9 protein-coding genes are annotated in these 13,541 nt (G+C 43.2%); 3 read left to right on the forward strand and 6 right to left on the reverse strand.

Annotation, left to right across the window (positions count from 1 at the left end; genetic code table 11):
• Positions 1–732 precede the first annotated feature (732 nt).
• Complete coding sequence (locus CD03_RS0117400; RefSeq protein ID WP_027294738.1) at positions 733–3,339, forward strand: cation-translocating P-type ATPase; 2,607 nt, start codon at positions 733–735, stop codon at positions 3,337–3,339.
• Positions 3,340–3,446: 107 nt separating this feature from the next.
• Here CD03_RS0117400 and CD03_RS0117405 read toward each other — a convergent pair whose 3' ends face one another.
• Positions 3,447–5,834 (reverse strand): glycoside hydrolase family 31 protein, encoded by a 2,388-nt coding sequence (locus CD03_RS0117405; protein ID WP_027294739.1) that lies wholly within the window; start codon positions 5,832–5,834, stop codon positions 3,447–3,449.
• 367 nt (positions 5,835–6,201) lie between these two features.
• On the opposite strand from CD03_RS0117405, the gene CD03_RS0117415 reads away from it, so the two are divergent.
• On the forward strand, positions 6,202–7,221 hold the full coding sequence (locus CD03_RS0117415) for a LacI family DNA-binding transcriptional regulator (RefSeq protein ID WP_027294740.1): 1,020 nt from the start codon (positions 6,202–6,204) through the stop codon (positions 7,219–7,221).
• A gap of 37 nt (positions 7,222–7,258) precedes the next feature.
• Here CD03_RS0117415 and CD03_RS0117420 read toward each other — a convergent pair whose 3' ends face one another.
• A complete protein-coding gene (locus CD03_RS0117420) occupies positions 7,259–8,083 on the reverse strand; it encodes a helix-turn-helix transcriptional regulator (protein WP_027294741.1) in 825 nt (274 codons plus the stop codon).
• Between the two features lie 182 nt (positions 8,084–8,265).
• On the opposite strand from CD03_RS0117420, the gene CD03_RS0117425 reads away from it, so the two are divergent.
• A complete protein-coding gene (locus CD03_RS0117425; protein ID WP_242849114.1) occupies positions 8,266–9,561 on the forward strand; it encodes an MFS transporter in 1,296 nt (431 codons plus the stop codon).
• Between the two features lie 90 nt (positions 9,562–9,651).
• On the opposite strand, the gene CD03_RS0117430 is transcribed toward CD03_RS0117425, so the two are convergent.
• The 4 genes from CD03_RS0117430 to CD03_RS0117445 all read right to left on the reverse strand — a co-directional run bounded on the left by CD03_RS0117430 (position 9,652) and on the right by CD03_RS0117445 (position 13,527).
• Positions 9,652–10,122 carry a methylglyoxal synthase gene (locus CD03_RS0117430; protein WP_027294743.1) on the reverse strand — a complete coding sequence of 157 codons (471 nt, stop codon included), beginning with the start codon at positions 10,120–10,122 and terminating at the stop codon, positions 9,652–9,654.
• A gap of 196 nt (positions 10,123–10,318) precedes the next feature.
• Positions 10,319–10,552, reverse strand: coding sequence for a hypothetical protein (locus CD03_RS0117435; RefSeq protein ID WP_027294744.1), 234 nt, complete (start codon positions 10,550–10,552; stop codon positions 10,319–10,321).
• A 114-nt stretch (positions 10,553–10,666) separates the two neighbouring features.
• Positions 10,667–11,236 carry a nucleotidyltransferase family protein gene (locus CD03_RS0117440; RefSeq protein WP_027294745.1) on the reverse strand — a complete coding sequence of 190 codons (570 nt, stop codon included), beginning with the start codon at positions 11,234–11,236 and terminating at the stop codon, positions 10,667–10,669.
• Positions 11,233–13,527: a molybdopterin cofactor-binding domain-containing protein gene (locus tag CD03_RS0117445; RefSeq protein ID WP_242849115.1), complete on the reverse strand. Its 2,295-nt coding sequence runs from the start codon at positions 13,525–13,527 to the stop codon at positions 11,233–11,235. The genes CD03_RS0117440 and CD03_RS0117445 overlap by 4 nt, the downstream gene beginning before the upstream one ends.
• Positions 13,528–13,541 lie beyond the last annotated feature (14 nt).

Raw genomic sequence — 13,541 nt, forward strand, 5'->3', positions numbered from 1 at the left:
TATCTGCATTTAAACAAACCTTACATTTTTAATTATGAAAATAACATTTTATCTAAGTTTCTTTAATATTTACGACTTCATCGCAATTATATGTCTGGTACCGTGTCTATATATTTTAAAACATAATAGTTTAAAGTTGGAATTCATTCTAGTCATGGTAGTTTTTACCACTGGCGGATTATTGTCCTTTCAGCCCAGCTTTTATGTAAATAGCCGGATCCTTGATACGGCATTGAGAAATCAATGTTATATGTGGCTGCAGATTACTATATTAATTGCATTTATTTTCATTCTCATACTTTGGATCTATATGAGAATATTCTTCAGATATTCTTTAAACGGTATTACGCTTTTAAACAACGGACAAATAATATTGTTGGGAATTTCATTTGTCATCATGTTTAGCCTGTTAGCTTCACTGATTCCCATATTCATCAAAAACTTTTGAGTAATTTCCACTTTTTTGTCAAATACTACAGATATAATGCTGCAAATACAATTCTGCCAGGTTTAAAAAATATTTTTCCCTTGACATTTTCTCAATTTTGTCTTATCTTTATTAAAGAAGTAAAAGGGAGTAGCTAACACGCAAGTGTTTACGATGTCGTCAGTACGATGGTTTCCATCCGTATCGTAACTAAGTAGCGAGACTTTTATTGCAGCGTGAATTGTATGCAATAGGAGGATCGTTTTTTTTATGCATACAAGGAACCATATAAAGGAGGCATTCATATGAAGAATTATTACACCCTTTCCAAAGAAGAAGTTATGGAACAGGTAAATGGCAGCAGTGAATATCTGACCACTGATGCAGCCATTGCAAATCAGAACAAATACGGTAAAAATGTACTGGTTGAGGGAAAAAAGAAAAGCACTTTACAGATTTTTCTGGAACAATTCAAAGATTTCTTAGTTATTATCTTAATCGTTGCCGCTGTCGTATCCGGATTTTTAGGAGATATTGAGAGCACAATTGTAATTCTTGTTGTTATCACCATAAACGCAATATTGGGTACTGTCCAGACGCTGAAAGCAGAACAGTCACTGGATAGTTTAAAGACACTGTCTGCTCCATCCGCCAAGGTTATGAGAGACGGTATTGTACATGAAATTCCATCCGCCGAGGTAACCATTGGTGACCTGGTTGTTCTGGAAGCCGGGAATTATATTCCAGCAGATGGACGTATTATTGAAAATGCAAGCCTTAAAATAAATGAAAGCGCTCTTACCGGTGAAAGTGTCAGCGTAGAGAAGACGGATCAGGTACTTTCAGGAGAAAAGCCTCTGGGTGACCAGACTAATATGCTGTTTTCCGGCAGTTTTGTAACCTATGGAAGAGGATCTTTCCTGGTTACCGCAATCGGTATGGAAACGGAAGTGGGCAAAATTGCCAGTCTTTTAAAATCCACTTCTGAGAAAAAGACCCCACTGCAGGTTAATCTGGATAACTTTGGGCAAAAGCTGTCCATACTTATTTTAGTAGTCTGTGCTCTGGTATTTGGCATTAACATTTTCCGTGGAAATCCAATCGGAGACTCCTTCTTATTTGCTATTGCATTAGCTGTAGCCGCCATACCGGAAGCCTTAAGCTCGATTGTAACCATTGTGCTTTCTTTCGGAACACAGAAAATGGCAGCGGAACATGCGATTGTCAGAAAGCTGCAGGCAGTGGAAGGACTGGGAAGCGTTTCTATTATCTGTTCGGATAAAACAGGTACACTGACCCAGAATAAGATGACAGTAGAACATTACTATATTGACGGAAAAAACATTGCAGCCAAAGACATTGATTCTGGAGACTCTTACCAAAAACAACTATTATATTCCAGTATTCTCTGCAATGATTCTACGAATCTGGACGGAAAAGAAATCGGTGATCCTACGGAAACTGCACTGATTAACCTTGGTGACAAGGTAGGCGTGGCAGCACTTCCTACACGTGCAAAATTCCCGCGTATCAGTGAAATACCTTTTGACAGTGACCGTAAGCTTATGTCCACCTTACACAACATTGACGGACGAATCATCATGATTACAAAAGGTGCCGTAGATGTATTAAGCAACCGCCTTACCTCCATTCAGAAAAAAGGGGAAGCCTGTCCGTTTACTCCGGAGGATGCTGAAGATCTTGCCGTAATGAATGAACACTACTCCATGAATGGACTTCGAGTCCTGGCATTTGCATACAAAGTCCTGCCTGCACCTGCATCACTTTCCGTGGATTTTGAAGATGACCTTACTTTCCTGGGATTGATTGCCATGATGGATCCGCCGCGAGAAGAATCCGCTGAAGCGGTTTCAAAATGTATTCAAGCCGGTATTAAACCGATTATGATTACCGGTGACCACAAAATAACTGCTGCTGCGATCGCAAAAAGAATCGGTATTTTAAAAGATATCTCGGAAGCCTGTGAAGGTGCAGATATTGAAAATCTCTTGGATGCAGAGCTTGAAAATTTCGTAGAGCACATCAGTGTATATGCCAGAGTTTCACCGGAACATAAGATCCGTATAGTCCGGGCATGGCAGAACAAAGGCAACATTGTATCCATGACCGGCGATGGTGTTAATGACGCACCTGCACTGAAGCAAGCGGATATTGGTGTTGCTATGGGAATTACCGGAAGTGAAGTTGCAAAAGATGCTGCCTCTATGGTATTAACCGATGATAACTTCGCTACTATCGTAAAAGCAGTAGAAAATGGACGTAATGTCTATGCTAACATTAAAAATTCCATCAAATTCCTCTTATCCGGAAACTTTGGTGCGATTTTAGCTGTACTTTACGCTTCTATCATGGCACTGCCGGTACCTTTTGCCCCGGTACACCTGCTGTTCATCAACCTGCTGACAGACAGTCTCCCGGCAATCGCCCTGGGTCTTGAGCCTCATACCGGCGATGTAATGAAAGAAAAGCCCCGCCCAAAAAATGAATCTATCCTTACGAAAGATTTTCTGGTTGGAATTGGCGTGGAAGGGCTCTCTATCGGCGCTACTACAATGATTGCCTTTTTACTTGGCAACAGTGCAGGCGGTGCAGCCGTTGGAAGCACAATGGCATTCGGAACACTTTGTATGGCAAGACTGGTTCATGGATTCAACAGTAAATCCGACCATCCTGTAATCTTTACGAGAAAGTTCTTTAATAACAAGTTTTTGATCGGCGCTTTCTTAATTGGTTTTGTCTTAATCAACGCAGTACTCCTGACACCAGGCTTACACAGCGTATTTAAGGTTGCTGACCTGAGTATGCAGCAGCTGTTTACCGTTTATGGTCTGGCTCTTGTCAATCTTCCGGTTATTCAGGTATTAAAGGCAATCAGAAGCCGTAGAAAATAGAACATTGCATTGAAACAAAACAAGCGCTTCCGGGAGAACAAATATTTGTTCCCGGAGCGCTTGTTTTGTATTTCACTTGATTTGATTTCAATTGTTTTATATTTCCCTTATTTTGCAGTTAAAATCTCACATAAAGCCCCAAACACCATCTCATCCAGCCCCAGTGCCTGCAAAGCTGACACAGCTTGGAGCGCATTCTTTGCATCTCTTACAATGAAATAAATCTCTTCCTTCAGATTATATTCTAACTGTGTCTTTTCCAGGTAAGCAAATGTCTCGGACACCACATCATTTTCTGCCAGCTCCACTCCATCTTCAAAGGAAACGATGACTTCCTCTGTAACAGCCCTTTTCGGGATTCTGACCGTTAATGTATGCTTACTTTCATCATAGCTTACATCTGCCCCGGCCTGCCTGCCATTTGCAAGAACAGTTACCGGACTTTCTGTAACTCCTGTGATTTCCAGGGTATAGGATCTCTCCTGAGGGATAACCAAAGTATTCCCTTTTGCCGCGCCAATAGTAAATACTGCTTTTTCAGCCCATCTGATTGTCATCTCTGTATCAGCCCAATTTTCATCTAAATCCTCCGGACAATTTCCATCATCCTCATAAAGGTGGAACTCTCCGTCCGCCCCTGCATAAATGGCAATCTTCAATTTTTCAGGATTCGTGGTTGAATTTGTATACTCATCCAGATCCGCCATGGGTACAATTGCACCAGCCCGGGCAAATACCGGAATATCCTCGATTCCTCTGTACAAGGATAATCTCCTGCCGCCCTCATAAACCCGTCCATTAAAAATATCATACCAGATTCCCTTTGGCAGCCAGGCTGTAAATGAAGCTGCCGCTGCTTTTTTGTCAACCGGTTTTGTAATCGGGCAGGCAATCAGCTCTGTTCCAAAATAATATTCATTTGATACCTCATAAGCTTCCTTCTGCTCCGGCTCCAGGTAATACATTGGGCGTACCAGCGGCTGCCCGTCACGGCTGGCATAGCGATTCATGGTATAGAGATAAGGAATCAGTTCATGCCGCAGCTTCAGGTATTTTTTCATAATGCTTTCTGCAATTTTATTGTACTTCCAGGGCTCCTTTCCGGAAAAGAGATTTGCCGTACTATGCAGTCTTAAAAGGGGAGAGAATACACCATATTGTACCCACCTGGCTGACAATTCATCATCCCGGTAACCAAACATGTGACCGCCAATATCATGGCTCCACCATCCGTATCCTGCATTACTTGCATTTGCGGTGAAATAAGGCTGAAAATCCAGGGATTCCCAGGATATAACCGTATCCCCGGAAAAGCCAACCGGATACCTGTGACTTCCAAGCCCTGCATATCTGGAGAAAGTCAGAGCCCTTTTCCCGTTACGCCTGCTGTCCAGATAGTGATAGTGGTTCAGCATCCAAAGCGGATCCAGTCCCTCGATCGCCGTATTCTTCCCTTGCTGCCAGTCCAGCCACCAGAAATCCACACCATCCTCTTCGTTTGGATGATGCAGGTATTTAAAATACGCATTTAAAAATTCCTGACTGGTTACGTCGAAGTTGATCGTCTCTTCTTTCTCCCAGTCAGCCCCAAGTTCTTTCGCCATAGCAAGATAAGGTTCTTCAAATGCCCTGACTCCATCTGCAGGATGTACATTCAATGTTATCTTCAAATGATGGTCATGAAGCCATGCCATAAATGCTTTGGGATCCGGGAAGAAATCCTTATTCCAGGTATATCCCGTCCAGCCGCTTCCATATTTGGGGTCCACATCAACCAAATGCCAATCCATGTCAACTACTGCGACCGAAAAAGGAATTTTCTCTCTTTCAAAACGCAGGATCAATTCTTTATACTCTTCTTCCGTGTATTTATGGTATCGGCTCCACCAGTTGCCAAACACAAATCTGGGGAGCAAGGGCGTCTTGCCGCAGAGATGGTAAAAATCCTTCAGGCATTTCTCATATTCGTGTCCGTATCCAAAGAAATAGAAATCCATGACTTCACCTTTACGCGGCTCTACCCAGTTTTCTTCCGTGAGTAACAGGGATCTGCTGTCATCCATAACTGCATAGCCATTTCTTGAAATCAGACCATGTTCCAGGGGTATTGCGCCGTCTGCTTCATCCAGCGTTCTTGCCGTACCTCTAAGATCCGTTGATTCTTCCCCAAAGTGCCAGATATTATGCGTCGTACATCCTTTGCCGCTGACCTGAAGGGACAGCCCATTGGAGGAAAATCTCTCCTTATTATAAATCATATGTATAAATTCAGTTACAATTTCCAGATTCCCACCCTTATCAAATACCTGAAACTCCGGGACTGGAAAATTACGGTTCCAGACACTCTGTGTAGGCCGGTCTTCAAACCTTCCTTCTTCGCTGAATTCTAATCGGATTAACTGGGCTGTCAAAACGGTAATACGGTAATGCTCACCCTGAACTGCAGCACCCTCACTGCATAAAGGACTGGCATCAATTTTATAAATGGGATCCATCATTTTCAATTCCTTTCTTTACTGTCAATTTTTTATTTCCCCCCGGCAGCCGCCAGGCGGACATGCGATTACGTCCGTATGGCGGCTGCCGGGAGGGTCAGATACCCCGTTTCCTGCAGATATCCGACTTGTTATCCGGACCTTAGGTTAGCGCTAACCTAACCATGATATAAATATACCATTCACGATTAACAATGTCAATATCCTTTTTAAACTTTGTACAATATCTTGATTTTCCTCTATAATATTTGTATAATATGTCTATTCACATAAAGGTTGAAATTCCACAGCCACATCACGCAAAGTGGAATAACCAGCCGGGTTCAGGCATTTTAAACATGTTCAGGGTTAAGGAAAGAGGTAGCATATGATCACACTAAAAGATATTGCCGAAGAAGCAGGCGTCAGCATCATGACTGTGTCCCGCGTTATGAATGGAAATACAACGAAAGTTTCGGAAAAAACAGCTGTTAAAATAAAAGAAATTGCAGCAAAGCGGGGTTATGTTCCTAATTCATCCGCCCGGGCTCTGGCAGCGAAATCTTCCAGGCTGATTGCTCTTCTCATGCTTACCCATGGAGGCGGTAACCCCCTGGAAGATTCTTACCATGCTATTTTTCTGGGAGAAGTTACCCGCTATGTACAGGAAAAAGGGTATTTTCTGATTCTGCGCTATGTCAGTGACTATAAAGATGTTACATACAGCCTGCGCTCCTGGAATGTGGAAGGTGCCATTTTCGTAGGCGCTTTTGATTCAGTCATGAGTGAAATCCTCACAGCCAATAAAATCCCGCTGGTATTCACAGACAGCTACAGTCCCATCACCCAGATCACAAATGTAGGAATTGACGATTATAAAGGCGGAGTACTTGCGGCAGAATATTTTATCAAAAACGGTCATACTGACCTGGCATTTATCAGCCCTGAGATCACTCAGAAAAATGGGGTTGTGGAACAGCGTTTAAAGGGTTTTCAGGATACATTGTCTAAACACGGCTGCCCATTAAGAAAAGAATATATTTTCCCTTTTCACGATCCGGTAAATGATCCTACCCTTGCCCGGAAATTAAAGCCTCTTTTGTCAAAAGTTACCGGGCTTTTCGTTACCGCAGACCAGATCGCCTTTTCACTGATCGAAGGTTTTAAAAAATATGATATTCATGTGCCCCAGGACGTATCGGTAATTGGTTTTGATGATTTTCCACTGAGCCGCCAGATCACACCTCCACTTACCACCATCCGCCAGGACATCATACAAAAAGCAAAAACTGTTACAAGCCAGCTCTTTTTACAGTTAGAAAACAAGGATGCCCGCACACTGAAAATTACACTGGATGTAGCGCTGGTAGAACGTGCTTCCGTTAAGGATCTGAATTTCACTGATTAGTTTTAAAGGGCCAGTGTAATTATTTTGGCAAATCCTTTTACTCCTCAATATCCGTAGAGACCAGACAGTAAGTCTGTCGATACTCTTTGGGTGTCATGCCCCGGTACTTTTTGAAGTTTTTCCGAAAATAATCGGCATCCGGATACCCGCACAGGTCTGCAATTTCATTTACATTGGCAGACGTTTCGATCAGAAGCCGGCTGGCTTTATTCAACCGATATGTATGAATCGCCTCCGTCAGTGTCTTATTATATATCTCATGATAAATGCGCCCCAGATAGTCGGGATTACAGGATAATGCCTCTGCAATCAGATTAGATGACAGGGTCTCGTTCAAATGCAGGCGGATATACTGATCTGCCTGGTTTGCCAATACCACTTTGGTCGTGCTGATTTCCAGGGGATATGCCGAGTCAGATAATTCACATAAAATTTCCAGTAATATCAAATTTAATACCGTTCTGTCTTCACTATACCGTTCCTGCCGTTTTATGAAACGCCGGAAAAGCTCCACAAATTGTTCGGGTTTCGCAAGGCGCACCAATTGAGGCAGTGACATCATATCATCCCCGGCTTCCGCCTTCTTGTCTATCTGAAAATGAATCCAGTAAAATGTAAGGTCTTTTTCAAACTGTCTGCTTCCCCAATGATGTCTTCCCGGGAACAATATCAAAGCATGCCCTTTTGGAACTTCAAATTTTTTCCCTTCTTCATAAATCCCAAGTGTTCCTGAATTCACATAAATAATTTCAAATGAATCAATTGTTCGGTCTGCATGGGTTCCAAGTCCCCTGCTTTTAAAATATCCGGCATTCCATGCTGTAACCGGAAGAATTCCTTTCAAGTGTAAAAAGCTTTCCATCATTTCCTCCCATGTATTTGAAAAGTCGGAATTTTCATGTTTTTATCGCCATTTCTCTTCTTGTAGAAAACGCCTGTTAATGACAAAATAGAGTTAATTTGATGGCGCCTCAAATTACATACAGAATATCAAATATTGCGAAAAAAAGAAAGGGTATTTTTATCATGTATGCTATAACTCACATGAGAACATTTATTTCTGATACCTATTACAGCCGTCAGCCAATGAATGAAGCCGATTTTAAGAGAAGCCGCAGCCTGTTCGTCCTGGAAGGAAGCATGGCAAACGGGGTTCTCGCCCTGACCAGCGGAGCCTTCCTCTCCGGATACGCAAGTATGATGGGGGCCGATGACTCCCTGAATGGAATTATCGGCGCAATCCCCACATTGCTTTGCGTGGTACAGCTTTTTTCCACGGTAGTTCTGGAAAACCTCCGTGAGAAAAAATTTATCATCGCATTTCTTGCCCTGATGCACCGCCTGCTGCTGACCCTGATTTTCTTTGTGCCTCTGTTTGTCAGAGAACCTGCCTTCCGGCTTGCCGCCGTGGTAGGCATTTTCGCAGCAGCACATGGATGCGGAGCATTTATCGGAACCGGAGCGGGAAACTGGCTGAGAAAACTGGTACCCGGAAGAGAACTTGGTTCTTACCTTGGCAAACGGGATGCAAAGGCACTGGCTTTTACCACCATCGTTTCTCTTTCCATGGGAAAACTGCTGGATTGGTTCCGCTATCAGAATGCCGAACAGGCAGGCTTTTTAACAATCGGTTTGGCAGTCCTTGCCATGACATTTGTTAATTTCTATTGTTTTTCCTCCGCCAAAGAGCCGATCCAGGAGGAATACAAAGAACGGACCCGCCTGAAACACGTTTTTACGGAACCATTAAAAAATAAAGGATTTCGTAAAATCATCGGATTTTATGGATTCTGGAATCTGGGTCTCCAGATTGCTGCTCCATTTTTCAGTGTTTATATGGTAACCGGGCTGAACCTGGATTACACCTATATGACATTTTTGGGGCTGATCGCATCTTTATCAAGAGTATTTGCATCCGGCATCTGGGGAAGGCTGGCGGATCGCAAATCCTGGCTCTGGGTTACCAAGACCTCCATGCTGCTTCTTGGTTGTGTACATATCAGCTGGTTCTTTATGACAAAAGAAACCTGCCTGGTCCTGCAGCCAATTCTCCAGTCACTGTCCGGAATCGCCTGGGGTGGAATTGCCATTTCGGTATTTAACGTGCAATACCAGTATGCACCGGATAACAAGCAAATGCTTTTTGTAGGAGCCAACAGTGCCTATGCCGGTATGATCGGATTTGCATCCAGTCTGCTGGGCGCTGCACTCTTAACCATATTGCCTGCAGGGAATCTCCTTGGCATGGCTGTCAGCGGAATGCAGTTCCTGTTCGTGCTGTCAGGTGGACTGATCATTGGATGTTCCTGTTATGTGCATTTTGTACTTAAGAAGATATAAAGATATACAATTCAAAAAAGTCTTTTTTCCACAACTCTCTGGAAAAAAGACTTTTATTTCTTCACCATATTCATTTTCAAAACATCTCTTTTACAATGTTTTTGCTCTCTCCTGAATATTTCTCTTGAAGTTGATGACCTGATGATTATACTCACTGTCCATGAATTTGGAAGTGATCATAAAGTCTGCCGTAGCCTTGTTATTTGCGATGGGGATGTCATAAACCTGGGCAATTCTAAGAAGTGCCTTAACATCCGGATCATGAGGCTGTGCTTCCAGAGGATCAGAAAAGAAAATTACAAAGTTAATATTGCCTTCCACAATTTTAGCACCGATCTGCTGATCTCCGCCTAATGGACCGCTGTTGTAGCCTTTTACAGGAAGTCCTGTCTTATCGGTAATCATTCTTGCTGTCGTTCCTGTTCCACATAGAAAATGATTTTTCAGGATTTCTTTATTCGCTTCACACCAGTCAATTAATTCCTGTTTTTTTCCATCATGGGCAATCAGGGCAATACTCTTCTGCTTACCGATGGTGAATTCAATGTATTCATCTTTCATAATACAATGCTCCTCTCATAATTCAAATATAGTATTCATCCGCAACCTGAAAATGATCTGAATCCGGATGTGCATCTTTACCTCTTATCCGGATTTATTGAATTTTCAGATATGCTCAGATTTATTATAATATATATTTTCATTATTTACCATCCTGAAAATATTTTTCTACTATTTGCCCTGTCTGCCCCTTAATTCAGCACCATTCTTGAGGATCATCCCCAAATAAAACTTCCTGCCTGCGCTGCTCATACATCCGGTTCACGGTGCATATGATAGATAGAATGCAAAATGCCCATAACAACAAATGAGAAACTTTCGTATCCACCAGATTCATCGCCGGATTGCAAAAATCAAGCACCAGAAATGCACTGAAAACACATGACAGTATCAGTACTATTACAGGAAATACGTGATTCAGCCGCTTCATATAATCGCCCCCTTTTACCTTTGCCCCTGCAAATAAAATTCTCCTGTATTATATATATTCGGCGCTGCTGAGTTATATTCCCGATTTTGGCACATTAATTATACAAAGAGTCCTTTATTGAAAATCCATATCTTCTAATTCTCTTCCATCCGTAATCTCACAATACACTGCCTCCTGCTTATGCCTGTTCAAGACTTTTTTCCCTCCCGTATCACCTTCCAGACCCAGCAGTTCATCTTTGTATTTCCAGTGGAAGATAACCGGATTACCGGTATGTTCCTTATATTTCAGGCAGGCAATACCTTTTTGGCCCGTCGTCCAGGTCTGAATCAGTGCCGTTATGGTTTGCGCTGTTAAAAAGGGCTGATCACAAACAGCAAAGCAGATTCCATCCACAATATTATTTTCGCTGCAAAGCGCTGTTATGCCTAACTTAATGGAATGAGAAATCCCCCATTCACTGTGGGCATTCCGAATCGTGCGGTATCCTCTCTTTTTCATTTCCTGCTCTATTTGGGGATATTGCGTAACAATGATTTTTGATACAAATGTATCCCCGGGTAATTTTTCAATTTCTTTCACAATATGGAGATACATAGGACTTTCATCTATTTCATATAACAGTTTGTTGCTTTTAAAACGGCGGCTGTTTCCAGCCGCCAGCAGAATTAATGCCAGGTTCATGAATCTTTCTCCTGCATATGAAAATATATTTTTTCAGAAGTGATTGGGAGTGTCCGTATCTGCACCCCGACTGCATTATATACTGCATGTGCAATTGCCGGTGAAGGTGTATTTATTACGATCTCTCCAATGGATTTTGCTCCAAATGGTCCTGTGGGCTCGTAGCTGCTTTCGAATTCCACCCTGACATTTCCTACATCCTGTCTGCCTGGCAGCTTATACTGCATAAATGAATTCTGATACATCTGTCCTTTTTCGGAATAGGTAATATCTTCGAATAACGCCATGCCGATTCCCTGGGCAATGCCGCCCTCCACCTGAATTCTGGCGAGATTAGTATTCACCACTGTTCCACAGTCCACAACCGCCACATAATCAATCAATTCAATATGTCCGGTTTCTTTATCAATCTCTACTTCCGCCAATCCAACCATAAACGGCGGAGGTGATACAGGAGAAGAATGCGCTTCGGAAGCCATAAGCGCCTCTTCATTATTACACATTACATGATTACCGATATCTTTTAAGGAGATGGATTTATCCCCTTCTGTCTCATATACTTTTTCACCGTCAAAATCCACCTGTTCTGTCTTAAGACCCAGATAACATGCACCCTTTTCACAGATCTTGCGGATCAGACTTTCACATGTTTTCACTACTGCCATCCCGGTAAGGTAAGTGGTACTGGATGCATAGGAACCGGAATCATAAGGCGAGATGTCCGTATCAACTCCATGCACCACAATGTCTTCCATGCGGCAGTTCAGACAGTCTGCCGCCATTTGTGCCAGTATGGTGTCACATCCCGTTCCCATATCGGAAGCTCCGATCATCAGGCTGTAGAATCCGTCATCATTGACTTTGATGGCAACCGATGCAGTATCTACATTAGAAATAGCGGATCCCTGCATAGCCATTGCTACCCCTACACCCCTGACTTTTCCATTTCCCATATCCCTGCAGGGAAACTTCTCATCCCAGCCTATCATCTCTTTGCCCCGTGCCATGCACCGGTCCAGGGCACAGCTGTTGGCTGTTTCTCCATAGTACGCAGGCATAACCTGGCCTTCCTGCACCATATTTTTTTGTCTCAATACGATCGGATCCATTTTCATCTGTGCCGCCAGTTCGTTCACTGCAGATTCCACTGCAAATATCCCCTGTGTTGCCCCATATCCGCGATATGCACCGGCAGACATTACATTGGTATACACAACATCATAGGCAAACTTAAATGCATCCACCTTTCCATAGAGGGGAATGGATTTATGTCCGGAAAGCCCAACTGTAGTCGGTCCGTGTTCCCCGTAAGCGCCTGTATTAGAAAGGGTATAGACATCAATTGCCCTGATGATTCCTTCTTCATCCGCACCCAGCCTTACTTTGATCTCCATTTCATGCCGTGGAGAAGAGGCAATCTGTGACTCATACCGGGAATAAATGATCTTCGCCGCTCTTCCTGTCTGCATGGTGACAAATGCCGGATAAACCTCCGCTACAACAGTCTGCTTAGCTCCAAACCCACCGCCGATTCGGGGTTTTATGACACGAATCTTCGATTTGGGAATATCCAGTGCATGTGACAGGATCCTTCTTACATGGAACGTCACCTGGGTTGAGGATACAATATTCAGCCTTCCATAGACGTCCATATAAGTGAACGTACGGAAAGTTTCCATCATCGCCTGCTGGTTCGCCTTGGTGTGGTATGTCTGTTCCACACGGTATCTGCATTTTTCAAGAACGCCTTCCACATCACCGTGTTCATCACTGGCCCGGGCACAGAGGTTCTGCTTATTATCAGCCCCAACCGGACACAGACTTTTCCAGTTTTCTTCCGGATGAACTAAAATATCATTTCCTTTTGCTTTGTGAAAATCAAGCACAGGTTCGCAGACCTGGTATTTCACCTTGATCAGGCGCATCGCCCTGTCCACGGCCTTTTCTGTTTCTCCTGCAACAATTGCAACTGCATCTCCCACAAACCGTACTCTCTGATCCAGAATCAGACGGTCATAAGGGCTGGGCTCCGGATAGGTCTGCCCCGCCATTGTAAATCTTTTCTCCGGTACATCCTCATAGGTATAAATACCGGTTATATCCGGAACTTTAAGTGCTGCCGCAGTGTTTATTTCTTCAATAATAGCATGGGCATGAGGGCTTCTGAGTACTTTTACAATCAGGCAGTCTTTGGGAGCCAGATCTTCTGTATATACGGGCTGTCCTGTTACCAGCGCCATGGCATCTTTTTTCATCACAGGTGTATTTACTAATCGTTGTTTCATCTCCATACGTTCCTCCTGTC

This window comes from Robinsoniella sp. KNHs210, assembly GCF_000686105.1.
GTDB classification, from domain to species: domain Bacteria; phylum Bacillota; class Clostridia; order Lachnospirales; family Lachnospiraceae; genus Robinsoniella; species Robinsoniella peoriensis.